The organism is Mycolicibacter engbaekii (assembly GCF_002101585.1).
Lineage (GTDB): Bacteria > Actinomycetota > Actinomycetes > Mycobacteriales > Mycobacteriaceae > Mycobacterium > Mycobacterium engbaekii.
Map to the genome: position 1 here is coordinate 1 of NZ_LQOT01000015.1, position 23,999 is coordinate 23,999.

At 71.1% G+C, this 23,999-nt stretch carries 22 protein-coding genes and 1 pseudogene; 14 read left to right on the forward strand and 9 right to left on the reverse strand.

Annotation, left to right across the window (positions count from 1 at the left end):
* From AWC02_RS03155 to ctaC, 3 genes and pseudogenes are all read right to left on the reverse strand, one after another.
* Nucleotides 1-535, reverse strand: a pseudogene (locus AWC02_RS03155) (MmpS family transport accessory protein); the annotation flags it as partial.
* A gap of 141 nt (nt 536-676) precedes the next feature.
* Complete coding sequence (locus AWC02_RS03160; RefSeq protein WP_085127162.1) at nt 677-1,096, reverse strand: cytochrome c oxidase subunit 4; 420 nt, start codon at nt 1,094-1,096, stop codon at nt 677-679.
* Between the two features lie 10 nt (nt 1,097-1,106).
* On the reverse strand, nt 1,107-2,165 hold the full coding sequence (gene ctaC, locus AWC02_RS03165) for an aa3-type cytochrome oxidase subunit II (protein WP_419179196.1): 1,059 nt from the start codon (nt 2,163-2,165) through the stop codon (nt 1,107-1,109).
* Between the two features lie 216 nt (nt 2,166-2,381).
* Here ctaC and asnB point away from each other — a divergent pair, with 216 nt between their 5' ends.
* Nucleotides 2,382-4,328, forward strand: coding sequence for an asparagine synthase (glutamine-hydrolyzing) (gene asnB, locus AWC02_RS03170; protein ID WP_085127165.1), 1,947 nt, complete (start codon nt 2,382-2,384; stop codon nt 4,326-4,328).
* 89 nt (nt 4,329-4,417) lie between these two features.
* Here the strand turns inward: asnB and AWC02_RS03175 are convergent, their stop codons facing one another.
* The 3 genes from AWC02_RS03175 to AWC02_RS03185 form a co-directional block, all read right to left on the reverse strand.
* A complete protein-coding gene (locus tag AWC02_RS03175) occupies nt 4,418-5,392 on the reverse strand; it encodes a carbohydrate kinase family protein (RefSeq protein WP_085127167.1) in 975 nt (324 codons plus the stop codon).
* Nucleotides 5,393-5,561: 169 nt separating this feature from the next.
* Entirely contained in the window at nt 5,562-5,918 is a 357-nt protein-coding gene (erpA, locus tag AWC02_RS03180) for an iron-sulfur cluster insertion protein ErpA (RefSeq protein WP_085127169.1), read from the reverse strand.
* Between the two features lie 96 nt (nt 5,919-6,014).
* Nucleotides 6,015-7,103, reverse strand: coding sequence for a glycerate kinase family protein (locus tag AWC02_RS03185; protein ID WP_237160304.1), 1,089 nt, complete (start codon nt 7,101-7,103; stop codon nt 6,015-6,017).
* Between the two features lie 114 nt (nt 7,104-7,217).
* Between AWC02_RS03185 and AWC02_RS03190 the strand changes: the two genes are divergently transcribed.
* From AWC02_RS03190 to AWC02_RS22810, 5 genes are all read left to right on the forward strand, one after another.
* Nucleotides 7,218-7,892 (forward strand): DUF3043 domain-containing protein, encoded by a 675-nt coding sequence (locus tag AWC02_RS03190; RefSeq protein ID WP_085127173.1) that lies wholly within the window; start codon nt 7,218-7,220, stop codon nt 7,890-7,892.
* Between the two features lie 24 nt (nt 7,893-7,916).
* Nucleotides 7,917-8,981 carry a nicotinate-nucleotide--dimethylbenzimidazole phosphoribosyltransferase gene (gene cobT / locus AWC02_RS03195; RefSeq protein WP_085127175.1) on the forward strand — a complete coding sequence of 355 codons (1,065 nt, stop codon included), beginning with the start codon at nt 7,917-7,919 and terminating at the stop codon, nt 8,979-8,981.
* Nucleotides 8,978-9,709, forward strand: coding sequence for an adenosylcobinamide-GDP ribazoletransferase (locus tag AWC02_RS03200; protein WP_085127177.1), 732 nt, complete (start codon nt 8,978-8,980; stop codon nt 9,707-9,709). The genes cobT and AWC02_RS03200 overlap by 4 nt, the downstream gene beginning before the upstream one ends.
* A gap of 141 nt (nt 9,710-9,850) precedes the next feature.
* Nucleotides 9,851-10,156: a hypothetical protein gene (locus AWC02_RS03205; protein WP_085127179.1), complete on the forward strand. Its 306-nt coding sequence runs from the start codon at nt 9,851-9,853 to the stop codon at nt 10,154-10,156.
* Nucleotides 10,157-10,198: 42 nt separating this feature from the next.
* The gene (locus AWC02_RS22810) at nt 10,199-12,358 is read left to right on the forward strand and encodes a hypothetical protein (RefSeq protein ID WP_165757833.1); all 2,160 of its coding nucleotides are present in this window, start codon (nt 10,199-10,201) and stop codon (nt 12,356-12,358) included.
* Here the strand turns inward: AWC02_RS22810 and AWC02_RS03220 are convergent.
* Both AWC02_RS03220 and gcvT read right to left on the reverse strand, forming a co-directional pair.
* Nucleotides 12,355-13,461: a branched-chain amino acid aminotransferase gene (locus AWC02_RS03220; protein ID WP_085127181.1), complete on the reverse strand. Its 1,107-nt coding sequence runs from the start codon at nt 13,459-13,461 to the stop codon at nt 12,355-12,357. The genes AWC02_RS22810 and AWC02_RS03220 overlap by 4 nt on opposite strands.
* 23 nt (nt 13,462-13,484) lie before the next feature.
* Entirely contained in the window at nt 13,485-14,579 is a 1,095-nt protein-coding gene (gene gcvT / locus AWC02_RS03225; protein WP_085127183.1) for a glycine cleavage system aminomethyltransferase GcvT, read from the reverse strand.
* A 32-nt stretch (nt 14,580-14,611) separates the two neighbouring features.
* On the opposite strand from gcvT, the gene AWC02_RS03230 reads away from it, so the two are divergent.
* The 7 genes from AWC02_RS03230 to AWC02_RS03260 all read left to right on the forward strand — a co-directional run bounded on the left by AWC02_RS03230 (nt 14,612) and on the right by AWC02_RS03260 (nt 22,693).
* Nucleotides 14,612-15,700, forward strand: a complete 1,089-nt coding sequence (locus AWC02_RS03230; RefSeq protein WP_085127185.1) for an adenylate/guanylate cyclase domain-containing protein — start codon at nt 14,612-14,614, stop codon at nt 15,698-15,700.
* An 11-nt stretch (nt 15,701-15,711) separates the two neighbouring features.
* Nucleotides 15,712-17,286 carry a leucyl aminopeptidase gene (locus AWC02_RS03235; RefSeq protein WP_085127187.1) on the forward strand — a complete coding sequence of 525 codons (1,575 nt, stop codon included), beginning with the start codon at nt 15,712-15,714 and terminating at the stop codon, nt 17,284-17,286.
* A 217-nt stretch (nt 17,287-17,503) separates the two neighbouring features.
* Nucleotides 17,504-19,285 carry a 2-oxoglutarate dehydrogenase, E2 component, dihydrolipoamide succinyltransferase gene (sucB, locus tag AWC02_RS03240; RefSeq protein WP_085127190.1) on the forward strand — a complete coding sequence of 594 codons (1,782 nt, stop codon included), beginning with the start codon at nt 17,504-17,506 and terminating at the stop codon, nt 19,283-19,285.
* Nucleotides 19,286-19,321: 36 nt separating this feature from the next.
* Nucleotides 19,322-20,227 (forward strand): TIGR01777 family oxidoreductase, encoded by a 906-nt coding sequence (locus tag AWC02_RS03245; RefSeq protein WP_085127192.1) that lies wholly within the window; start codon nt 19,322-19,324, stop codon nt 20,225-20,227.
* Nucleotides 20,228-20,254: 27 nt separating this feature from the next.
* Nucleotides 20,255-20,950: a lipoyl(octanoyl) transferase LipB gene (gene lipB / locus AWC02_RS03250; RefSeq protein WP_085127194.1), complete on the forward strand. Its 696-nt coding sequence runs from the start codon at nt 20,255-20,257 to the stop codon at nt 20,948-20,950.
* Nucleotides 20,947-21,897, forward strand: a complete 951-nt coding sequence (locus tag AWC02_RS03255) for a lipoyl synthase (protein WP_085127196.1) — start codon at nt 20,947-20,949, stop codon at nt 21,895-21,897. Before lipB ends, AWC02_RS03255 begins: the two co-directional genes overlap by 4 nt.
* A 43-nt stretch (nt 21,898-21,940) precedes the next feature.
* Nucleotides 21,941-22,693: a DUF4191 domain-containing protein gene (locus AWC02_RS03260; protein ID WP_085127198.1), complete on the forward strand. Its 753-nt coding sequence runs from the start codon at nt 21,941-21,943 to the stop codon at nt 22,691-22,693.
* Between the two features lie 12 nt (nt 22,694-22,705).
* On the opposite strand, the gene AWC02_RS03265 is transcribed toward AWC02_RS03260, so the two are convergent.
* Entirely contained in the window at nt 22,706-23,176 is a 471-nt protein-coding gene (locus tag AWC02_RS03265) for an RDD family protein (RefSeq protein WP_085127200.1), read from the reverse strand.
* A 120-nt stretch (nt 23,177-23,296) separates the two neighbouring features.
* On the opposite strand from AWC02_RS03265, the gene AWC02_RS03270 reads away from it, so the two are divergent.
* A partial coding sequence (locus AWC02_RS03270; RefSeq protein WP_207567984.1) for a glutamine synthetase beta-grasp domain-containing protein occupies nt 23,297-23,999 on the forward strand: 703 nt, incomplete at its 3' end.

Consider the following 23,999-nt stretch of genomic DNA (forward strand, 5'->3'; position numbering starts at 1 on the left):
GGGCATGAGCGTGGCGGCCACGGTGGCCCTGGTGGATCTCGGGCGGGGGCGGCGGCGGCACGGTGCTGCTGGGAGTGGTTCGGGTGATCTCGTCCTGTACCGGCGGCACCGGGGCGGTGCTCGTCGTCGTGGCCGGCGTCGCCAGATCCTGTGTCTCGGTGCGGGCGAACAGCAGAGCCACCGACACCACGAGCGAGATCGCGGCGATGATCACGGTGACACCGACCACCCATGGCCAGCGTGGGGTCTTGGCGTCCGGATCCGGTTCGTCGGGGACGTCGTAGGTGTCGTAGTCGTAGAGCCGCGGATCCACCGGGACGTAGGGACCGCTCAGGAACTGCTCGGATTCGGGAGCCGAGTAGGCCTGGGAGTAGGCCGTGCTGTCCGGTGCCGGCGCCGTGGGCGTCGCCGCGAGGTCGTCAAGGGGCTGGATGTCCCCGCCGGCGCCCGCCTCGGGTGCGCCGTCGGAGGCCGGCTGACCGCTGCCGGAGCCCTCTTCTCCAGAGCCCGCCGCTGGGGGATTCGGCCCGCTCATTCCCGCCTATCCTCTTCACACCGCTGCGGCCACGGCGCCGTGCCGTGGCCGGTTGCGGTCTACATCAACCACCGTTGGTCATTGTGCATCGGCAACCCTACCCAAACGGGTCGACACGGCGGCCGAGTCGCAGGTGTGTGGTCAGTGCTTTTCGGGACCGATGTAGTACTCGAAGACCAGACCGGCCACGCTCGAGAGCACGAACGCCACGCCGGCGGCGATCAGCCACGGTAGCCACAGGGCGATCCCGACGGCGGCCACCGATCCGGACAGTGCCACCAGAATCGGCCACCAGCTGTGCGGGCTGAAGAAGCCCAGTTCGCCGGCGCCGTCACTGATCTCGGCCGCTTCGTAGTCCTCGGGACGGGTGTCGAGCCGCCGCGCCACGAACCGGAAGAAGGTGGCCACGATCATGGCCATCATGCCGGTCAGGAACAACGCGGTGGTGCCTGCCCACTCCACGCCACCGGTGGCGAACTTCGCGGTCAGCACCGCATAGATCACCCCGACCACCAGGAAGAAGGTGGCGACGAACTCGAACAGCCTGGATTCGATGCGCATGAGGTTGTCCCTACTTGTTGCTGGCTTGGGGGGCTAGCAGGCCACGACGGCTGTCGAACGGGAAGGTCGACGTCGCCAGGGGGTCCTGGTTGATCGCCTCCAGCGCCTCGGCGTTGGTCTTCCCGGCGATGCGCTGATCCAGATAGGCCTTGAAGTCGTTGGGCGAGACCACCCGGACTTCGAAGTTCATCATCGCGTGGTAGGTGCCGCACATCTCGGCGCAGTGGCCGACGAACGCGCCCTCCTTGGTGATCTCGGAGACCTGGAAGGTGTTCACCTGGTTGTTGCGCTCGGGCCAGGCGATGACGTCACGCTTGAACAGGAACTCCGGCACCCAGAACGAATGGATGACGTCGGCCGAGTTCAGGACGAACTCGATGCGCTTGCCGCTCGGCAGCACCAGCACCGGGACCTCGTTGGTGGTGCCCACCGTCTCGATCTTGTCGAAGTTCAGGTAGGTCCGGTCCTCGACGTTGAGACCGCGCACCGGTCCCACCAGTTCCTCGCCGTGGGCGTTGGTGCCCTCGGGCTTGGACGTCATGGCTTCCTTGCGGGCTGGGTCGGCGCCGTCGTAGGTCAGCGTGTGGTCGTGGAAATCGACCTTCTGGTAACCGAACTTCCAGTTCCACTGGAAGGCGGTGACGTCGACGACCACCTCGGGGTCCGGCTCGTGGTGCAGCATCTCCTCCTGCACCACCACGGTGAAGTAGAAGATCACCGCAACGGCCAGGAACGGCAGGACGGTCAGTCCCAGCTCCAGCGGCATGTTGTAGCCGAACTGGCGCGGCAGCTCGGTGTCGGTCGCCTTCTTGCGGTGGAAGATCATCGACCAGAAGATCATTCCCCACACGAGCCCACCGATCACCACCGAAGCGATGACCATGCCGATCCACAGCTTGTAGTTGGCTTCGGCCTGAGGGGTGATGCCCTTCGGCCAGCCGAAACCGACGATGTCGGTCCAGTCGACGCTGCATCCGCTGAGCGTTACCGCCAGCAGTCCGAGCACGCCGGCCGCAGCCAGCGGTCGACGCAGACGGCGATGCGCAACGCCCTGCCCGCGACGTGTCACCTTGGTGCCTCCTCGAGTCACAGAACGGGCCGACTGACCCGGCGGAGCAGTCGAATACTACGCAGCGTAGACCACCCGGATCACCGAGTCTCGACGTACCTGCCGGTTGGCCGCTCCGGTGTGTTGACCGGCGCCGCCGCCTCCCCCGGATCTGCGGCGCCCCCGCGCAGGCCTACACCGCCGACGGCCGATTCCGGTGCGGCATACTGAGACCCCATGTGTGGTCTGCTGGCCTTCGTCTGTGCCCCGGCCGGCACGACACCCGGCCCTGACGTTGCCGAAGTCGCCGGCGCGGTAGCGCGCGCGACCCACCTGATGCGCCACCGCGGACCCGACGAGCCGGGCGGCATCTGGGCCGGCGATCGGGTGGTGTTCGGCTTCAACCGGCTGTCGTTCATCGACATCGCCCATTCCCACCAGCCCATGCGGTGGGGCCCCCCGGAGGCACCCGAGCGCTACGAGCTGGTGTTCAACGGCGAGATCTACAACTACCTGGAGCTGCGCGAGGAGCTGGCCGCCGAGCACGGCGCGGTGTTCGCGACCGACGGCGACGGCGAGGCGATCGTCGCCGGCTACCACTACTGGGGTTCGGGCGTGCTGACCCGCCTGCGCGGCATGTTCGCCTTCGCGGTGTGGGACACCGTGGCCGGCCAGCTGTTCTGCGCCCGCGACCCGTTCGGGATCAAACCGCTGTTCATGGCCTCCGGGCCGGGCGGCACCGTGGTGGGCAGCGAGAAGAAGTGCCTGCTGGACCTGGCCGAGGTGGTCGGTTTCGACACCGCCATCGACACCCGCGCCGTCCAGCACTACACGGTGTTGCAGTACGTGCCGGAGCCCGAGACGCTGCACCGCGGCATCCGGCGGCTGGAGTCGGGCTGCTACGCCCGGATTCGGCCCGGCGACGCGCCGCAGACCACCCGCTACTTCCGGCCGCGGTTCGACGCCACGCCGATCACCCGCGACACCGAGCAGGCGCGCTACGACGAGATCACCGCGGTGCTCGAGGACTCGGTGGCCAAGCACATGCGCGCCGACGTCACGGTGGGCGCGTTCCTGTCCGGCGGCATCGACTCGACCGCGATCGCCGCGCTGGCGATGCGGCACAACCCCAAGCTGATCACCTTCACCACCGGGTTCGAGCGGGAGGGGTTCTCCGAGATCGACGTGGCCGCCGCGTCCGCCGAGGCGATCGGCGCCCGCCACGTGGTCAAGGTGGTCAGCCCGGCCGAGTTCGTGGCCGCGCTGCCCGAGATCGTGTGGTACCTCGACGACCCGGTCGCCGACCCTGCGCTGGTGCCGCTGTACTTCATCGCCGCCGAGGCCCGCAAGCACGTCAAGGTGGTGCTCTCCGGCGAGGGCGCCGACGAGTTGTTCGGCGGGTACACGATCTACCGCGAGCCCCTTTCCCTGCGCCCGTTCGACTACCTGCCCGCCCCGGTGCGCCGGTCGCTGGGCCGGGCGTCACGACCGCTGCCCGAGGGAATGCGCGGCAAGAGCCTGCTGCACCGCGGCTCGCTGACGCTCGAGGAGCGCTACTACGGCAACGCGCGCAGCTTCTCCGACGAGCAACTCCGGGCGGTACTGCCGGGTTTCTGCCCCGACTGGACCCATACCGACGTGACGGCGCCGGTGTACGCCGAATCGGTCGGCTGGGATCCGGTGGCCCGCATGCAGCACCTCGATCTGTTCACCTGGCTGCGCGGCGACATCCTGGTCAAGGCCGACAAGATGACGATGGCCAACTCCCTGGAGCTCCGCGTGCCGTTCCTGGACCCCGAGGTCTTCGCGGTGGCCTCACGGCTTCCGGTGTCGGCCAAGATCACCCGCACCACCACCAAGTACGCGCTGCGGCGTGCGCTGGAGCCGATCATCCCCGCGCATGTGCTGCACCGGCCCAAGCTGGGCTTCCCGGTGCCGTTGCGGCACTGGCTGCGGGCCGGCGAGCTGGTGGAGTGGGCGTACGCGATGGTGGACGCCACCGGCGCCGATCACCTGGTCGACGTGGCCGCGGTGCGTTCGATGCTCGACGAGCACCGCACCGGCGCCGCCGATCACAGCCGTCGGCTGTGGACCGTGCTGATCTTCATGCTCTGGCACGCCATCTTCGTCGAGCACAGCGTGGTGCCCGACATCAAAGAGCCGGAATACCCGGTGCGGCTCTAGCCAGCGGCTGGCCGGGGGCCCGTTCACTCTGCGCCCACCAGGGCACCTACTCGCACTTGTGCCTGGTGAGCGCAGAGTCAGCGGATCAGTTACTGCAGCGCGGCGTCGATCTCGGCCGCGGCGGCGTCGCCGTAGGCGTCGGCCAGCCGGCTCACCGCGGTGGCGCGGTCCCACGTCCACTCCTGGGTCCCGGTGGACTCCAGCACCAGCACCGCCACCAGCGAACCGAGCTGCGCGGAACGCTCCAGGTTCAGCCCGGCGCTGCGACCGGTCAGGAAACCGGCGCGGAAGGCGTCGCCGACCCCGGTCGGGTCGGTCTGGGACTTCTCCGGCACCACACCGACGTGAACGCGGGAGCCGTCCGGGGAGACGATGTCGACACCGTCGCCACCCAGGGTGGTAACCCGCAGGCCGACCTGCTTCATGACGTCGGCCTCGGTCCAGCCGGTCTTGGACAGCAGCAGGTCCCACTCGTAGTCATTGGTGAACAGGTAGGTGGCACCGTCGATGAGCTTGCGGATCTCCTCGCCGGTCAGCCGGGCCAACTGCTGCGACGGGTCGGCGGCGAACGCCAGGCCCAGCTTGCGGCACTCCTCGGTGTGCAGGAACATCGCCTCGGGGTCATTGGCCCCGACGATCACCAGCTCGGGCTTCCCGGCGGCCTCGACCAGCTTGGCCAGCGAGATGTTGCGGGCCTCCGACATCGCGCCCGGGTAGAACGACGCGATCTGGGCCATGTCCACGTCGGTGGTGCACACGAACCGGGCGGTGTGCGCGGTCGTCGAGGTCAGCACGTGGTCGCAGTTGACGCCGTGCGACACCAGCCACTGCCGGTAGTCGGCGAAGTCGGCGCCCGCGGCGCCCACCAGCGCGGCGTCGCCGCCGAGCACACCGATGGCGAAGGCGATGTTTCCCGCCACGCCGCCGCGATGCACCACCAGGTCGTCGACCAGGAAGCTCAGCGAGACCTTCTGCAGGTGATCGGCCAGCAGTTGTTCGGAGAACCGACCCGGAAAGCGCATCAGATGGTCGGTCGCGATCGAACCGGTCACCGCAATCGTCACTGAACTATCCCCCTCGTTTCGTCACCATGGGCCTGGATGTGGGTACCCACGGTAGCGGTCCGGTGTCACCGGCTCCCCGCCGGGCAGTCACCGGCCGCCGACGCTGAGGTGCTAGCAGCCCGTTTTGCGGCGACCCGCCGCACCCGGCCTGCGACCGCCCGTCAGGCGCTCAGTTGAACGAGTCGCCGCACGAGCAGGAGCCGCCGGCGTTGGGGTTCTCGATGGTGAAACCCTGCTTGTCGATCTGGTCGGCGTAGCCGATCTCCGCACCCTGCAGGTACGGCGCGCTCATCCGGTCGACGGCCAGCTTCACCCCGTTGAACTCGGCGATCATGTCACCGTCGAGGGTGCGGTCGTCGAAGAACAGGTTGTAGCGCAGGCCTGCACAGCCGCCCGGCTGGACCGAGATACGCAGGGTCAGATCGTCGCGGCCCTCCTGTTCCAGCAGCGACTTCACCTTGGCCGCGGCCTCATCGGTCAAAACCACGCCGTGAGACTCGGTGGCCGACTGATCCTGAACAGTCATTGCGTCTCCCTACTGCGATTGTCATGGGGCGGGCCCCACCCCGATGCCCGGAGTTCAAGCCCACTTCAGCAACGATACCCTGCGCCAACAGGTTCCCTACCCACGCGGCGAACCCGGCGGATTCTCCTCACGATCGCCGAACTGGGCTGCGGTGAGGGCACTCAGACCGATCAGCTGGTTCGCCGCGTCGGCCAAGGCCAGCGGCACCGAACCGGCGTGCTCGGCCATCGCCCGGGCCGTCGCCACGCCCGCGCGCCGCCACACCGGTTCCTCCAGGGCGACCTGCCCGGCCAGCACCAGCACCGGAGTGTCCCGCGCTCGGGCCGCGGCCGCCAGCGCCCCGACCACCTTTCCGTGCAGCGACGACTCATCGAGGCGGCCCTCGCCGGTCACCAGGACGTCGGTGTCGGCGAGCGCGGTCGCCAGACCGGTGTGCCGCGCCACGATCTGCGCCCCGGATTCGACCGCGCCGCCCAGCGCGAGCAGCGCCGCGCCGATCCCCCCGGCCGCGCCCGCACCCGGCGCCGCACTGACCGGCCACCCGGCCGCGGCGTCCAGCTGCGATGCCCAGGCGGCAAGCCGGCGCTCCAGGACGGCCACGGTGGCCGGGTCGGCGCCCTTCTGCGGCCCGAACACCCGGGCCGAACCCCGGGGACCCAGCAGCGGGTGCTCGACGTCGCAGGCGGCGATCAGCTCGATTCCGGCCAGCCGCCGGCGACCGGCGCTCAGGCCGCCCAGTTCCTCGACCATGCCGCGGCCGCCGTCGGTGCAGGCACTCCCGCCGAGCCCGACCACGATCCGCTGCGCCCCGGCGGCCAGCGCCGCGGCGACGAGCTGCCCGACTCCCCGGCTGTGGGCCGCCAGCGCCGTCTGCGGCGAGGCGGGTTCGCCCAGCCGGGCCAGGCCGCAGGCCTGGGCGCATTCCAGGTAGGCGGTGCCGGTGTCGGCGGCCCAGCCCCATTCCGCGTCGAGGTCCTCGGCCAGCGGCCCGCTGACCCGCGACCGGCGCACCGTGCCCACGGCGGTGGCCAGCACCTCGACGAAACCGGGGCCGCCGTCGGACTGCGGCGCGATCACCAGGCGGTCCTGCGGGCGGCTGCGACGCCAGCCGGTCGCGATGGCGGCGGCGGCCTGCGGCGCCGTCAGGCTGTCGCCGTAGCAGTCCGGCGCGATCAGGACCCGCAGCGACTTTCCACCGGCCGCACCGCCGGGATCCGGGTGATCACCCATCTGCGCAGGCTATAAAGCCGGACGGACGGCGGCGCAGGCCGGGCGGGCCGGACAAGTAATCTGGCGGGCGTGAAAGTGCCGGGGCGCAGAAAAGACGAGGCTCAGTCCGCTGAGTCCGCGGTCTCCGCCGTCTCTCTCGACGGCGCCGAGACGGCGGACTCCGCCCGTGGCGGCGGCACCGCCCCCAAGGGCCGGCCCACCCCCAAGCGCAGCGCCGGAAAGCGGCGCGGTCCGGTGGCGCCGGCTCCGATGACCGCCGCGGAGGCCCGGGCCCGGCGCAAGTCGCTGGCCGGCCCGAAGCTGAGCAAAGAGGAACGCCGGATCGCCAAGGCGCAGCGCCGGGAGCGGATGGCCGAACGGCGGGAGCGGATGCTGGCCGGCGACGAGTCGGCGCTGCTGGAACGCGACCGGGGCCCGGTGCGCCGCTACGCCCGCGACATCGTCGACTCCCGATACAACCTGCTCGGCCTGTTCATGCCGGTGGCGCTGGGGCTGATGTTCATCATGATGGCCCTGCCGCAGGTGCAGTACTACATCTCGCCGGCGATGATGCTGTTGATGCTCCTGATGGCGCTCGACGGGGTGCTGGTGGCCCGCAAGGTCGGCCGCCTGGTCGACGAGAAATTCCCGGACAACACCGAAAGCCGTTGGCGGCTGGGGCTCTATGCCGCAGGCCGTGCGTCGACGGTGCGCCGCATGCGGGCGCCGCGCCCGCAGGTGCGGCGCGGCGAACGCCTCAACTAAAGCGCTGCCCGGCCGCCGACAGCGATGGATTTCCCCCCGGTCAGCCCGCCCGATGCCGCGGCGGCGACCGCCGCCCGCGCCCGGCAGACCTCGCTGACCAAGCCGCCGGGTTCCCTGGGCCGCCTGGAGGCGCTGTCGGTCTGGGTGGCGGCCTGCCAGGGGCAGTGCCCGCCACGACAGTTCGAACGCGTCCGCATCGTGGTGTTCGCCGGCGATCACGGCGTGACCCGCGGACGGGTGTCGGCCTATCCCCCGGAGGTGACGGCGCAGATGGTCGCCAACATCGACCGTGGCGGGGCGGCCGTCAACGCGCTGGCCGCCGTCGGCGGGGCCGGAGTGCGCGTGGTGGATATGGCCGTCGCGGGGCCGATCCCCGGTGACCCGGCCGGGACACTCAGCGCCTACCGGGTGCGCCGCGGCAGCGGCGACATCACCAGCGAGGACGCCCTGACCCACGACGAGGTGGTTGCCGCACTCGAGGCCGGCCGGCGGATCGCCGACGAGGAAGTCGACAGCGGGGCAGACCTGCTGATACCCGGCGACATGGGCATCGGAAACACCACCGTCGCAACGACATTGGTGGCCGCGCTGACCGGCGCCGAACCCGCCGAGGCGGTGGGGCACGGGACCGGGATCGATGATGCCGGCTGGGCGCGCAAGACCGCGGCGGTGCGCGACGCGCTGTTCCGGTCGCGCCCGCAGCACGCGGACCCGGTCGGACTGCTGCGCTGCTGCGGGGGCGCGGACCTGGCGGCGCTGGCGGGCTTCTGCGCCCAGGCGGCGGTACGCCGCACCCCGGTGCTGCTCGACGGCCTGGCTTCCACGGCTGCTGCCCTGGTGGCTGATCGGCTGGCCCCCGGCGCACGGGCCTGGTGGCAGGCCGGTCACCGCTCCCCCGAGCCGGCACACGCGCTGGCGTGCGCCGCGCTGGGCACCGAACCGATCCTCGACCTGCAGATGCGGCTGGGCGAGGGCACCGGCGCCGCGGTTGCCCTCCCGGTGCTGCGCGCCGCGGTTGCGGCGTTGTCGTCGATGGCCACTTTCGCCGAGGCGGGGGTGTCCGGGCCGGCCGACGGGGCGTCCGGGTGATCCGGTCGCTGGCCGCCGCGGCGGGGTTCGGCACGGCGCTGCGGCTCCCCGCAGCCATGACCGGCCCGCCGGGCCGTGGCGCGCTGACGGCGTTGCCGGTGATCGGCGCCGCGCTGGGGGCACTGGCGGCGGGCGTGGTGTGGGCCGGCGGGCTGGCCTTCGGACCGGGCAGCCCGGTGACGGGGCTGCTGGCGGTGGCGGCGCTGCTGGCCGCCACCCGGGGCCTGCACATCGATGGGGTGGCCGACACCGCCGACGGTTTGGGTTGCTACCGGCCCGCCCCCCAGGCGCTGCAGGTGATGCGCGAAGGTGCGACCGGCCCGTTCGGGGTGGTCGCGGTGGTGCTGGTAATCGGATTGCAGGCGACGGCGTTCCCGCTGCTGGGCGCCGGGCAGATCGTGCTCGCGGTGTGTGCGGGCCGGGTGGCCGCCGTGCTGGCCTGCCGGCGTTCGGTACCCGCGGCCGAGGGCAGCGTGCTCGGCGCGACGGTGGCCGGCAGCCAGCCGTTGCCGGTGGCGGCGGCCTGGGTGGCGGCGCTGCTCGCGGCGGCGGTCCCCGCCGGTGCGCAGCCATGGCATGGGCCAGTGGCCGTGGCCCTGGCGCTGGCCTGCTCGGTCGCCCTGGTCCGACACTGCGTGCGCCGTTTCGGGGGGATCACCGGCGATGTGCTGGGCGCGGTCGTCGAGGGCGCCACCGCGGTCGCCGCGGTGACGATGGCCGCGCTCTGACGGCCCCGGCCCAGCCTGCTGCGACTTCCGAAACTGTCCGGTCTGGCGGATAATTCTCCGAATGGGTGATTCCCCGCCCCGCTATTGCGCGTATCGTGGAACGAACGTTAACATGCACCGTTAACTAAAGGGGGATATCAGATGGGGCGTCACCACAACTACAGCAAGCGAAGCCGTGAATCACGTAAGGCGATGATCGACGGCACCTTCGATGATTGGGATGACTCCACCTACTGGCACGAGATGACCGAGGATCTGTCTCCGCTGGCCGAACGCGTCGGCGGGCCCCCCCGACTTGCGCCGCTGATCACCCAGCATCTCCCGCCGCGAGGCTGGCGCTCGCGGCGGTGGGGCGCGCCAGAGGCCACCCCGCACTTCCCCGAGCTGGTGATCCGGCCGAAAGTGCAGTACTGGACTACTGCATCCGCATCCTGTGAACGACCATAGCGTCGGCGCTGATCAGACGGTCGGAATCATGAGGAGCGGATCATGGACCTTCAGCGACTTCATCGGCGCCGTACGAACCTCCCCAACCACCCCGGCCGCTCCACCAGGCTGCTGGGGCTGGGCGGCACAGCCGGCGCGTTCTTGACGTTCGCCATGTGCCCACTGGCCGGCGCACCGGCCCAGGCGGATCCGCTGATCGATTGGGTCGTCGACCTTGTCGACCCGGCCTGGGCATGGCTGGCCGGCGAAGGTACCGCCGGACTCGAAACAGCGGACTGGGGCAGCTTTTTGAGCAGCTTCAGCGGCCCGGACAGCGCGCTCGGCCCGGCTGCCGCGGGCGACCCCACCATGGCGGAGCTGTTCGAGACTTGGGTCTATGCCCCGCTGTATGCAGCCGGCCAGGATTGGCTGGTCACCCCCTCCGGCATCGCGATCAGCGACTGGATCAACGACACCTTCGGCAATGGCCAACTGCTGATCGGCAACGGCGCCGACGGGATCGACGGCGGCACCAACGAACAGGCCATGGGGGGCGCCGGCGGGCTGTGGTTCGGCGACGGCGGCGACGGCGGCACCGCAGTCGGCGGCTGGGGCGGCAACGGAGGCAACGCCGGATTCTTCGGCAACGGCGGCGACGGCGGCCACGGCGGCGGTTTCGGCTCCGGCGACTATCCCGGCGACGGCGGCGACGGCGGCAACGGGGGCATCTTCATGGGCCACGGTGGCGCCGGCGGAGACGGCGGAGACGGGGCCGCCGGCTTCAACGGTTCTTATGGCGGCGACGGCGGCGATGCGGTGAGTTGGCTGTTCGGCAACGGCGGAGCCGGCGGGAACGGCGGGGACGGCGGCAACGGCGCGGCCGGCGTCGTGGGCGGTGACGGCTGGTACGGCGGCGACGGGGGAAGCACCTTCGCGCTCTTCGGTGACGGGGGCATCGGCGGTGCGGGCGGCAACGGCGGTGACGGCGGGTCCGCGGGTACGGCAGGCAACGGTGGTGCCGGCGGCTACGGCGGTCTCGGTGGCAACGGCGGTGACACCGTCACCGGGGTGGGTGGCAGTGGCGGGGCCGGTGGCAACGGCGGCAACGGCGGCGACGGCGGCACCACCTCTGGACACGGCGGCGACGGTGGAGTCGGCTGGGGAGGCGGACGCAGCGGGACCGGCCTTGGCGGCAGGTACTCCGGCACCGGAGGCGACGGCGGCAACGGTGGCAATGGCGGCGACGCCAGCGGCGTCGGCTACTCCGCGGGTCGCGGCAACGGCGGAGGATGGGGTGGCTTCGGGGAATTCGGCGGCGCGGGCGGCGACGGGGGCGCAGGCGGCAACGGCAGCGGCGAAGCGATCGGTGCCGCCGGCGGTGACGGTGGGCCATCGGGGTTCGGCATAGCAGGCAGCGGCGCCGGCGGCAACGGCGGTCACGGCGGCGCCGACAGCGGCGGCGTGGGGGGTGTGGGCGGCATCGGGGCCGCCGCCGCCCTGGGCACCACCGGTGGTGGTGGTGGCGGCGGCGGGGGCGGCGTCGGCAGTGCCGGCGGCACCGGTGGTGCGGGCGGTGCAGGTGGTAGCGGTGGCACCGGTAGCGGTCTCGACATCTTCGGCCACATCACCGGGGTGGGCGGCACCGGCGGCACTGGCGGCGAGGGCGGCCGCGGCATCGGAATCGGCAGCACCGGCGGCGTCGGTGGGGCCGGTGGCTCCGGCGGCGACGGCACGGGAATCCGCAACCTCGGCGGCGGCTTCGGCCAGGGGGGTTACGGCGGGACCGGGGGTGCCGGCGGTACGGCCTTCAACGGCGGCACCGGTGGAAATGGCGGCGACGGCGGCACGGGCGGTGACGGCACGGGTGGAAGTACCGCCGCTATCGGCCAAGGCGCTCTCGGCGGCGGTGGCGGTACCGGCGGCGTCGGCGGCACCGCCGACGGCCTCGTCGACGCGGGAGCCGACGGCTACAACGATGTCACCGGCGGTGTGGGCGGCGACGGCGGCGCCGGCGGCAATGCGATCACCGCGGTCCAGGGCACCGCGGTGGGCGGCTGGGGTGGAACCGGCGGGGCCGGTGGAGTTGCGCACCCGGGCGCCACCGGTGCCGGAGGTGTGGGCGGCGCCGGCGGCAGCACCACCGACGGTGCCGGCGCCTCCGGCGGTAATGGTGGTCCGGGCAGCCCCGACGGGACACCCGGCACACCGGGCGTACCGGGCTAGTCCAGCCGGGCCATCCACCCGTGGGTGTCGGCGAAGGTGCCGCGCTGGATTCCGGTCAGGGTGTCGCGCAGCGCCATGGTCACCTCACCGGGCTGACCGTCGGCGATGGTGAACTCGCCCTCGGCGGACTTGACGTGGGACACGGGCGTGATGACGGCGGCCGTCCCGCAGGCGAACACCTCGGTGATCTCCCCCGATGCGGCCTTCTTCTGCCATTCACTGACGTCGAGCTTGCGCTCTTCGACGCTGAAACCGGCATCGGTCGCCAACTGCAGCAAGGAGTCCCGGGTGATGCCGGGCAGCAGCGAGCCGGACAGTTCCGGCGTCACCAGCCGCGCCGAGCCGCCGGTGCCGAACACGAAGAACAGGTTCATGCCGCCCATCTCTTCGACGTAGCGCCGCTCGGCGGCGTCCAGCCAGACCACCTGGTCGCAGCCATGTTCGGCGGCCTGGGCCTGGGCGACCAGCGACGCCGCGTAGTTGCCGCCGAACTTGGCGGCGCCGGTCCCACCCGGGCAGGCCCGCACGTACTCCGTCGACAGCCACACGCTGACCGGCTTGATCCCGCCCTTGAAGTACGCGCCGGCCGGCGAGCCCATCACCAGGCAGCGGTACTCGTTCGACGGGCGCACGCCCAGCCCGGGCTCGGTGGCGAAGACGAATGGGCGCAGGTACAGAGACTCCTCGCCGCCGGCCGCCGGCACCCAGGCCGCGTCCACGGCGATCAGCTGCCGCAGCGACTCGATGAACAGCTCGTCGGGCAGCTCCGGGATGGCCAGCCGCCGCGACGACGCCCGCATCCGGGCGGCGTTGGCCTCGGGCCGGAACGAGACGATCGATCCGTCGGTCCACCGGTAGGCCTTGAGGCCTTCGAACACTTCCTGTGCGTAGTGCAAGACGATGGCCGACGGGTCCAATTCGATGGGCCCGTAGGGAATGACCCGAGCATTGTGCCAACCCGCGTCCGCGGTGTAGTCGATCGACACCATGTGATCGGTGTGGTACTTGCCGAAACCCGGCTCAGCCAAAATGGATTCGCGCACCTCGTCGGGCGTCGGGTTGGTGGTGACCGACACGTGGAAGTCGAGGAGGCTGCTCGTCATGCAGCGATTGTATAACCGGTGCGCTAGCGGGTTTTTGCCGTGACGAACGGCGGGGTCACCACCTCGCACTCGACCGCGCGGCCCCGCACGTCGACGGCCAGCTGGGCGCCGTCCTGCACGCCCGCGTCGACGTCGATCAGCGCCAGCGCGATGCCGGTCTTGAGCGTCGGCGAGAAGGTGCCCGAGGTGGTGACCCCCACCCGCCGGTCACCGTCGAGCACCGCCAAGTCGGCACGCAACACCCCGCGACCGGTGGCGCGCAGCCCCCGCAACAGCCGCGTGGGACCGGCTGCCTTCTCGGCCAGCAGCGCGTCGCGCCCCAGGAAGGATTCCTTCTTCCAGCCGATCGCCCAGCCGCAGCGGGCCTGCAGCGGCGAAATGGTGGGCGACAGTTCGTGACCGTGCAGCGGGTAGCCCATCTCGGTGCGCAGGGTGTCGCGGGCGCCCAGGCCCGCCAGCTCGCCGCCGGCCTCCGCCACGGCGGCCACCAGCGCGTCGAACACCACCTCCGCGGAATCCCACTCCGGCAGCAGCTCGAAGCCGTGCTCGCCGGTGTAGCCGGACCGGCACACCCGGACTGCCACCCCGGCGAAGTCGGCGTCGGCGAATGCCATGTAGTCCATCTCGGTGGGCAACCCGAGCCCGGCCACCACCTCGGCCGATCGCGGGCCCTGCACCGCCAGCACCGCCCGCGAGCGGTGCTCGTCGGTGATCGTCACCCCGGCCGGCGCCACCTCCTGCAGAACCGACACCACCGCCGCGGTGTTGGCGGCGTTGGGCACCAAGAAGATCTCGTCGTCGGCGACGTAGTAGGCGATCAGGTCATCGATGACGCCGCCGGATTCGTTGCAGCACAACGTGTATTGCGCCTGCCCCGGCGCGATCCGGCCGAGGTCGTTGGTCAGCGTGGCGTTGACGAACGCGGCCGCGCCCGCACCCCGCACGGTCGCCTTGCCGAGGTGGCTGACATCGAACAGGCCCACGGTGTTGCGGGTCGCGTTGTGCTCGGCGACGGTACCGGCGTAGGACACCGGCATCAGCCAGCCGCCGAACTCGGCGAAACTGGCGCCCAGGGCGCGGTGCCGGTCTTCTAAGGGTCCGTGTTGCAGTTCGCTCACGACGAGCCAGCCTAGTGGGCACACTTATGTAAATGGTGGATTGGGATGCGCTCGAAGCTGCCGGCATCGCAGATGCCAGGACCCGCGCCGGCCTCATCGAATACCTCGACGCTCTGGGGTTCACCGCCGAAGAGATGGTGCAGGCCGAGCTCCAGGGCAGGCTGTTCGGCCTGGCCGGGGACGCCGTCGGCCGCTCGGGTCCCCCGACCTACACCCTGCAGTCCGCCGCCGAGGCCCTCGACGTGCCGGTGGCCGAGGTGGCCCAGGCCTGGCGGATGCTCGGGCTCACCGTCCCCCGCCCGGACACGCCCGCGCTGAGCCAGGCCGACGTGGACGCACTGGCCACCTGGCGCCAAATGCGGTCCAACCTCGGCGAGTCCGTCGACGGCTTCCTGCGAGTTCTGGGAGCGACGATGGCGCGGCTGGCCGAGGCCGAGTCGTCGATGATCCGGCTCAGCGAGCCCGATATGTGGCTCGGCCACACCCGCGACGAGCTGCGCACCGCCCGGGCGTGGCGCTCGGTCGCGGAGTACATCCCGCGCATCGGCGCCATGATCGACGCCGTCCACCGCCAGCACCAGGTCACTCTTCGGACCTTCCTCGAGGGCCTGGCCGGCGGGCCGACGATGGGGCTGATGTGCGGGGTGGGCTTCGCCGACCTGACCGGGTTCACCGCGCTGACCAGGGTGCTCACCTCCACCGAGCTGGCCGCGCTGCTGACCGACTTCACCGCCACCGTCGCCGACGTGGTGCACCGCGACGGGGGGCGGGTGGTCAAGTTCATCGGCGACGCGGTGATGTGGGTGAGCGCGACCGGCGAACTGCTGGCCCGAGCGGCGATGGACCTGGTCAATCACCCGGAGGCCCGCGCGGCCGGCCTGCAGGTGCGCGCCGGCCTGGGCTACGGCGAGATCGTCGCGATCAACGGCGACTACTTCGGCACCCCGGTCAATCTGGCCGCCCGCCTGGTGGACGTCGCCGCACCCGGACAGGTGCTCGTCTCCTCCTGCGTGCGCGCCGAACTGCCGAACTGGCCGGTCATAGCTCAGGATCCGTTGACGCTCAAAGGGTTCGACGAACCGGTCCCGGCATACCAGCTGCACCCGCACTTCGATCGTTAGGGTGAGTGCTTGTGAGCACCGAACACCACTCCCCTGCCCCCACCGTCACCGTCGCCGACTCACTGCCCGCCGACGCCGACCAGGCGGTGCTGATCGTGCCGGTGGTCTCGGCCGGCGACGAATCCGAGCCGGACGGGCAGTCCGGTGAGCGCGGCGCCGTCGTCGCCGCGACCGAGCCCGCGCTGCCCGCCCAGGCGGTCGCCGAGATCGAGGCCGCCCTGAGCGCCCTGGGCGCCAAGGGCGGCAGCGAGCAGGTCAACCGGCTGGTCGTGACATCGCTACCGGTGGCCAGCGTGCTGACCGTGGGCCTGGGCAAGGCCCGGGAATCCTGGCCGGCCGACGTGGTGCGCCGCGCCGCCGGAACCGCGGCTCGCTCGCTGAACGGCACGACCTCGGCGATCAGCACGCTGAGCGGGTTGCCCGGCCAGGACGAGGACGACCTGGTGGCCGCCGGCGTCGAAGGAATACTGCTGGGGGCCTACCGGTTCACCGCCTTCCGCTCCGACAAGACGGCGCCGAAGGATCCCGGTCTGCAGAGTCTCACGGTGCTGACGTCGGCGGCCGGAGCCGAAGCGAGCGCCGCCCGGGGAGCCGACATCGCCGCGGCGGTGATCACCGCCCGCGACCTGGTCAACACCCCGCCGAGCCACCTGTATCCGGCCGAGTTCGCCGAGCGCGCCCGGGCACTGGGCGAGGCCGCCGGACTGGAGGTCGAGGTGCTCGACGAGGCGGCGCTGGCCGACGCCGGATTCGGCGGCGTGATCGGGGTGGGCCAGGGTTCGGCACGCCCGCCGCGACTGGTGCGGCTGACTCACCGCGGGTCGCGCCTGGCGCCCAACCCGGGTGGCGCCAAGAAGGTGGCGCTGGTCGGCAAGGGCATCACGTTCGACACCGGCGGTATCTCGATCAAGCCGGCCGCCTCGATGCACCACATGACCTCCGACATGGGCGGGGCGGCCGCCGTGATCGCCACGGTGGTGCTGGCCGCCCGCCGCGGCCTTCCACTCGATGTGACCGCAACGGTGCCGATGGCCGAGAACATGCCGTCGTCGACCGCCCAGCGCCCGGGCGACGTGCTGACGCAGTACGGCGGCACCACCGTCGAGGTGCTCAACACCGACGCCGAGGGCCGCCTGATCCTGGCCGATGCGATCGTGCGGGCCTGTGAGGACGACCCGGACTATCTCATCGAGACCTCGACGCTGACCGGCGCGCAGACGGTGGCGCTCGGCGCGCGCATCCCCGGGGTGATGGGCTCGGAGGATTTCCGCGACCGGGTGGCGGCGATCTCGCAGGCCGTCGGCGAGAACGGCTGGCCGATGCCGCTGCCGGACGAACTCAAAGACGACCTGAAGTCGACGGTTGCCGACTTGGCCAACGTCAGCGGCCAGCGTTTCGCGGGCATGCTGGTCGCCGGGGTGTACCTGCGTGAGTTCGTGGCCGACGGTGTCGAATGGGTGCACATCGACGTCGCCGGGCCGGCGTACAACTCCGGTGGCCCGTGGGGGTACACCGGAAAGGGCGGCACCGGGGTGCCGACGCGCACCATGTTCGCGGTGCTGGAAGACATCGCCGCGAACGGGTGACGGCTGCCAAGCCCGCCAGACGGGCTTGTGGCGCAGCGCTCGCCGTGCCGTAGCGCACGGCGGCGCAAGGCGTTGCACCGCCACCTCGGTGCGTGCGGGCAAGGCCCGCAATGACAGGATGGTTTCGACAGTCCACCTGGGCACCGCCCTCGCCCCGCCACTCTGTGGTATCCAGAGGACGAAGTGCAGCGATCGATCGAGCAAGGAGTCAACAACGATGGCCTTCTCAGTCCAGATGCCCGCCCTCGGTGAGAGCGTCACGGAAGGGACGGTGACCCGCTGGCTCAAGCAGGAAGGCGACACCGTCGAGGTCGACGAGCCGCTGCTGGAAGTCTCCACCGACAAGGTCGACACCGAGATCCCGTCGCCGGCATCGGGTGTGCTGACCAAGATCATCGCCGGTGAGGACACCACGGTCGAGGTCGGCGGCGAGCTTGCGGTGATCAGCGAGGCCGGCGAGAACACCTCGGCGCCGGCCGAACCGGAGGCGCAGGCGCCGGCTCCCGCCGCCGAAGCACCGGCTCCCGCTGCCGAGGAGCCGGCACCGGCTGCCGAAGCACCGGCCGCTGCCGCACCCGCCGCATCGTCGGCACCCGCCGGAGACGGCACCCCGGTGCTGATGCCGGAGTTGGGCGAATCGGTCACCGAGGGCACCGTGACGCGCTGGCTCAAGCAGGTGGGCGACAGCGTCGAGGTCGACGAGCCGCTGGTGGAGGTCTCCACCGACAAGGTCGACACCGAGATCCCGTCGCCGGTGGCCGGCACCTTGCTGTCGATCACCGCGGGCGAGGACACCACCGTCGAGGTCGGCGGAGAGCTGGCCCGAATCGGTTCGGGCAGCCCGGCGGCCGCACCCGAGCCCACGCCCGAGCCGGCGGCCCCCGCACCTGCGGCCCCCGAACCCCAGGCCCAGCCCGAGCCCGAGCCCGCACCGGCACCTGCGCCGCAGGCCAAGCCCGAGCCGGCACCTGCACCGGCACCTGCGCCGCAGGCCAAGCCCGAACCCGCACCGGCGCCGTCCGCTGGCGCGCCGGCCCAGGACGGCGAGGCCGCGCGCTACGTGACCCCGCTGGTGCGCAAGCTCGCCGCCGACAACAACGTGGACCTGAGCCTGGTCACCGGCACCGGGGTCGGCGGGCGCATCCGCAAGCAGGATGTGCTGGCCTTCGCCGAGAAGCAGGCCCAGCAGCGCAAGGAACCGGCCGCTGCGTCGGCACCGGCGGCACCGGCCGCCTCGCGCCCGGCAGCCGCGGCACCCGCCTCGGCGCTGGCGCACCTGCGTGGCACCACCGCCAAGGCCAACCGGATTCGCCAGATCACCGCCAAGAAGACCCGGGAATCGCTGCAGGCCACGGCCCAGCTCACCCAGACCCACGAGGTCGACATGACCAAGATCGTGGCGTTGCGGGCCCGGGCCAAGGCCGACTTCGCCGAGCGCGAGGGCGTGAACCTGACCTACCTGCCGTTCATCGCCCGGGCGGTCATCGACGCCCTCAAGGCGCACCCGAACGTCAACGCCAGCTACAACGAGGACGCCGGCGAGATCACCTACTACGACGCCGAGCACCTGGGCTTCGCGGTGGACACCGAGCAGGGACTGCTGTCCCCGGTGGTCCACAACGCCGGTGACCTCTCCCTCGCCGGACTGGCGCGGGCCATCGCCGACATCGCCGCGCGGGCCCGCTCCGGCAACCTCAAGCCCGACGAGCTGTCCGGGGGCACCTTCACGATCACCAACATCGGCAGCCAGGGCGCGCTGTTCGACACCCCGATCCTGGTGCCGCCGCAGGCCGCCATGCTGGGAACCGGTGCCATCGTCAAGCGGCCCCGGGTCATCGTCGACGACGCCGGCAACGAGTCGATCGGGGTGCGCTCGGTCTGCTACCTGCCGCTGACCTATGACCACCGCCTGATCGACGGCGCCGACGCGGGTCGGTTCGTGACCACAATCAAGAACCGGCTCGAAGAAGCGGCTTTCGAGGCGGACCTGGGCCTCTGAGGACCGAAGCGAGAAGCGCTGCAAGAGGATTGAGCTGTGGGTAACCCTGTCGTCGCGATCGCCGGGTCATCCGGACTGATCGGCTCGGCACTGGTCTCGGCGTTGCGCGCCGACGGTCATCAGGTGCTGCGGATCGTGCGGCGCGCCCCCGCCGGCTCCGGTGAGCTGCAGTGGGATCCGGCCGCCGGCGACATCGATGTCGGCGCGCTCGCCGGCGTCGACGCCGTGGTCAACCTCTGCGGCGTCGGCGTGGGTGACCGGCGCTGGTCGGGTGCGTTCAAGCAGAGCCTGCGCGACAGCCGGATCGCCCCGACCGAAGTGCTGTCGGCAGCGGTTGCCGAGGCCGGCATCCCGGTGCTGGTCAACGCCAGCGGCGTCGGCTACTACGGCGACACCGGCAGCCGCACCGTAGACGAATCCGCACCGGGGGGAACGGATTTCCTGGCCCGACTCGCCCAAGACTGGGAGGCGGCGACCGCGACCGCGCAGCAGTCCGGGGTTCGCGTGGTGCTGGCTCGTACCGGCATCGTGCTCTCGCCCGCGGGCGGCGTGGTGGGGCGCCTGCAGCCGTTGTTCTCCTGGGGACTGGGCGCCCGGATCGGCAACGGCCGGCAGTACATGTCGTGGATCAGCATGGTCGACGAGGTGCGCGCACTGCTGTTCGCGATTAGCCACGAGGTGTCGGGTCCGGTGAATCTGACCGGTCCGGCCCCGGTGACCAACGCCGAGTTCACCGCCGCGCTCGGGCGGGCGGTGGGCCGCCGTACCCCGATGCTGCTGCCCGGTTTCGCGGTCCGGGCCGGGCTCGGCGAGTTCGCCGAAAGCCTGCTCACCGGGCAGCGGGCCATCCCCGCCGTGCTGGAGCAGGCGGGGTTCCGTTTCGAGCACCCCACCGTCGGCGAGGCCCTGGCCTACGCCACTTCCCGGCCGACCCCGCTCTAGCGGCAGCGCGGCGGGTAGCCTGCGAGCATGGTGTCCATCCGATCCAGCAACGAGCCGATCGAGGTGCGCCAGCTGGGCACCCTGGACTACAGCGACGCCTGGCAACTGCAACGCGACCTGGCCGAGGCCAGGGCAGCCGGGGGCCGCGACACACTGCTGCTGCTGGAGCATCCCCCCGTCTATACCGCCGGGCGCCGCACCGAACCGCAGGAACGCCCGGTGGACGGCACCCCGGTGGTCGACACCGACCGGGGCGGAAAGATCACCTGGCACGGCCCGGGCCAGCTCGTGGGTTACCCGGTGATCGGCCTGGCCGAGCCGCTGGACGTGGTGAATTACGTTCGGCGTCTTGAAGAATCACTCATCGAGGTGTGTAACAACTTGGGCCTGAACACAACTCGGGTCGAGGGAAGATCCGGGGTGTGGCTGCCGGCCGGGAACGGCCGGCCGGCCCGCAAGATCGCCGCGATCGGCGTGCGGGTGGCCCGCGCCACCACGCTGCACGGATTCGCGCTCAATTGTGACTGCGATCTCAGTGCGTTCGGTTCGATCGTGCCGTGCGGGATCACCGACGCCGGAGTGACTTCACTGTCGGCGGAGTTGGGTTGTGACATCCGCGTCGAGGATGTGCGGCAGGCGGTGGCGAGCGCGGTCGTCGACGCTCTCGACGGTGTCCTGCCGGTGCGCGACCATTCGGCTCCGCGCGTAACATCGACCACGTGAGCGCCGTCGGAGAAGGTCGTAGGTTAAGCCGTGCCGAAGCACGCAACGCCGAGACGCCGATCGAACGCAAGCCATCGTGGATCAAAACCCGTGCGCGAATGGGACCTAACTACACCGACCTGAAGGTCTTGGTGAAGAAGGACAAACTGCACACGGTCTGCGAGGAAGCCGGCTGCCCCAACATCTACGAGTGCTGGGAGGACCGCGAGGCCACCTTCCTGATCGGCGGCGAGGTCTGCACCCGGAACTGTTCGTTCTGCCTCATCAAATCCGGCAAGCCGCCCGAGCTGGACCGCGACGAGCCGCGCCGGGTCGCCGAGAGCGTGCAGTCGATGGGATTGCGGTATTCGACGGTCACCGGTGTCGCCCGCGACGATCTGCCCGACCAGGGCTCCTGGCTCTATGCCGAGACGGTGCGCGCCATCAAGGCGCTCAACCCGTCGACGGGCGTGGAGCTGTTGATCCCCGACTTCGGCGGACGGCCCGAGTTGCTCGGCGAAGTGTTCGACTCGCGTCCCGAAGTGCTGGCACACAACGTCGAGACCGTGCCACGCATCTTCAAGCTGATCCGCCCGGGGTTCTCCTACGAGCGCAGCCTGAACGTGTTGACCCAGGCCCGCGACGCCGGGCTGGTGGCCAAGAGCAACCTCATCCTCGGCATGGGCGAGACCCCCGAAGAGATCCGGGCCGCACTGTCAGACCTCTATGAGGCGGGTGCCGAGCTGGTCACCATCACCCAGTACCTGCGCCCGACTGCTCGGCATCATCCGATCGAGCGCTGGGTCAAGCCCGAGGAGTTCGTCGAGCACGCCCGCTACGCCGAGCAGCTGGGCTTTGCCGGGGTGATGTCCGGGCCGCTGGTGCGCTCGTCGTATCGCGCCGGGCGGCTCTACCAGCAGGCGCTGGAGAACCGGGCGAACCGCGGCCAGTGCACCTCGGCCGGCTGACGCCCCGGGGGGCGGCGGGCCCGGCTGCGTATCCTTGGTAGCTATGCCCAGACCGCGCAACACCGCCGAGAACAAGGCTGCCCGGGCGGAGGCCAAAGCCGCCCGCAAGAACGCCAGCAGGCAGCGCCGTGCCCAGCTGTGGCAGGCGTTCCAGCTCCAGCGCAAAGAGGACAAGCGGCTGGTGCCCTACATGGCCGGCGCCTTCGTGCTGGTCGTCGGGGTGACCACCGCGCTGGCGCTCAACGGCGGCACCTTCGCCAAGGTGACGACCATCCCGCTGGGCCTGGTGCTGGGCGCCCTGGTGGCCTTCGTGATCTTCGGTCGGCGCGCGCAGCGGTCGGTTTACCGCAAGGCCGAGGGGCAGGCCGGGGCGGCGGCGTGGGCGCTGGAGAACCTGCGCGGCAAATGGCGCGTCACCCCCGGCGTGGCCGCCACCGGCCAGCTCGATGCCGTGCATCGGGTGATCGGGCGCCCGGGCGTCATCTTCGTCGCCGAAGGCTCCCCCAGCCGGCTCAAGCCACTGCTCGCCCAGGAGAAGAAGCGCACCGCCCGGCTGGTCGGCGACGTACCGATCTACGACGTGGTGGTGGGCAACGGCGAGGGCGAGGTGCCGCTGGCCAAGCTGGAGCGGTTCCTGACCAAGTTGCCGGCCAATATCTCGACCAAGCAGATGGACTCGCTGGAGTCGCGGCTGGCCGCGCTCAGCTCGCGAAGCGGGCCCGCGGCCATGCCCAAGGGACCGCTGCCCGGCGGCGCGAAGGTGCGCGGCGTCCAGCGTGCGGTGCGCCGGCGCTAGCCGCCCCAGCGGTCAGCGGCTGCGCACCACCGCGGTCGAGGTGGCCCGGTCCTGCAGCCCGCGTCCGTCGGCGTCGGTGAACAGCGCCGGCACCACCAGGGCGATCAGCAGTCCGCGCACCGTTGCTCGGCCCAACCCGATGCCCAGGCCGGGCCCGTCCACCGGGACCACCCGTAACCCGCAGGCGTATTGCCCCGGGGTGAATCCGAAAAGTCGCACGGCGGCCACGCCGAGCACCAGCCAGATCCCGAGTACCACCGTCGCCAGATACTCCGGGGTCACCACACCGGCTGCCACGCCCAGACCGGCCAGCCCGTAGCCGACCAGCCAGTCCAGCGCCAGCGCCACCAGGCGCCGCCCCGTCGGAGCCAGCGATCCGGGGCCGCTGGCGGGCAGGCCCAGGCGCTGGCCGGGGGCGGTGTCGGGGCCGTCGGGACCGGCAGACTCCGGCCCCGACAACCACGAGGAGAACGTGCGGCTCATGGCCCCTACGATAGGCGGACCGTAATGGCGACCCGGCGTCGGCGGGGCAACCCGAGGTTGCGTAACGTCAGCGCCGGAAACCCCGGGTTGCGGGGGCTACCAGCGGAGGAGAACAGTTCAGTGACCGACAAGACGGCCGACGACATTCTCAAGCTCGTCGCCGACGAGAACGTGGAGTACGTCGACATCCGGTTCTGCGACTTGCCCGGTCAGATGCAGCATCTGACAATCCCGGCCGCCGCGCTGGATGCGAGCGTCTTCGAGGACGGGCTGGCCTTCGACGGGTCGTCGATCCGCGGATTCCAGTCCATCCACGAGTCGGACATGATGCTGCTGCCCGACTTCGAGACCGCCCGCATCGACCCCTTCCGGGCCGCCAAGACGCTGAACCTGAACTTCTTCGTCCACGACCCGTTCACCCGCGAGCCCTACTCGCGCGACCCGCGCAACGTCGCGCGCAAAGCGGAGAACTACCTCGCCAGTACCGGCATCGCCGACACCGCCTACTTCGGCGCCGAAGCCGAGTTCTACATCTTCGACTCGGTGCGCTTCGACTCCCAGATCAACGGCTCGTTCTACCACGTGGACTCGGGCGCCGGCTGGTGGAACACCGGCCGCACCACCGAAGCCGACGGCAGTCCCAACCTCGGCTACAAGGTCCGCCCCAAGGGGGGCTACTTCCCCGTCGCCCCCACGGACCGGTTCGTCGACCTGCGCGACGCCATGGCGACCAACCTCACGAACGGCGGCTTCACCGTCGAACGCGGCCACCACGAGGTCGGCACCGGCGGGCAGACCGAGATCAACTACAAGTTCAACACCC

Bases quoted from the DNA above. Each gene is read 5' to 3' on its own strand.
- AWC02_RS03230 (WP_085127185.1), top strand. From the start codon at position 14,612: ATGGTGGATTGGGATGCGCTCGAAGCTGCCGGCATCGCAGATGCCAGG.
- lipB (WP_085127194.1), top strand. From the start codon at position 20,255: ATGGTGTCCATCCGATCCAGCAACGAGCCGATCGAGGTGCGCCAGCTG.
- erpA (WP_085127169.1), bottom strand. From the start codon at position 5,918: ATGACTGTTCAGGATCAGTCGGCCACCGAGTCTCACGGCGTGGTTTTG.
- AWC02_RS03265 (WP_085127200.1), bottom strand. From the start codon at position 23,176: ATGAGCCGCACGTTCTCCTCGTGGTTGTCGGGGCCGGAGTCTGCCGGT.
- cobT (WP_085127175.1), top strand. From the start codon at position 7,917: ATGGATTTCCCCCCGGTCAGCCCGCCCGATGCCGCGGCGGCGACCGCC.
- AWC02_RS03220 (WP_085127181.1), bottom strand. From the start codon at position 13,461: ATGACGAGCAGCCTCCTCGACTTCCACGTGTCGGTCACCACCAACCCG.
- AWC02_RS03260 (WP_085127198.1), top strand. From the start codon at position 21,941: ATGCCCAGACCGCGCAACACCGCCGAGAACAAGGCTGCCCGGGCGGAG.
- asnB (WP_085127165.1), top strand. From the start codon at position 2,382: ATGTGTGGTCTGCTGGCCTTCGTCTGTGCCCCGGCCGGCACGACACCC.
- AWC02_RS22810 (WP_165757833.1), top strand. From the start codon at position 10,199: ATGGACCTTCAGCGACTTCATCGGCGCCGTACGAACCTCCCCAACCAC.
- AWC02_RS03160 (WP_085127162.1), bottom strand. From the start codon at position 1,096: ATGCGCATCGAATCCAGGCTGTTCGAGTTCGTCGCCACCTTCTTCCTG.
- sucB (WP_085127190.1), top strand. From the start codon at position 17,504: ATGGCCTTCTCAGTCCAGATGCCCGCCCTCGGTGAGAGCGTCACGGAA.
- AWC02_RS03205 (WP_085127179.1), top strand. From the start codon at position 9,851: ATGGGGCGTCACCACAACTACAGCAAGCGAAGCCGTGAATCACGTAAG.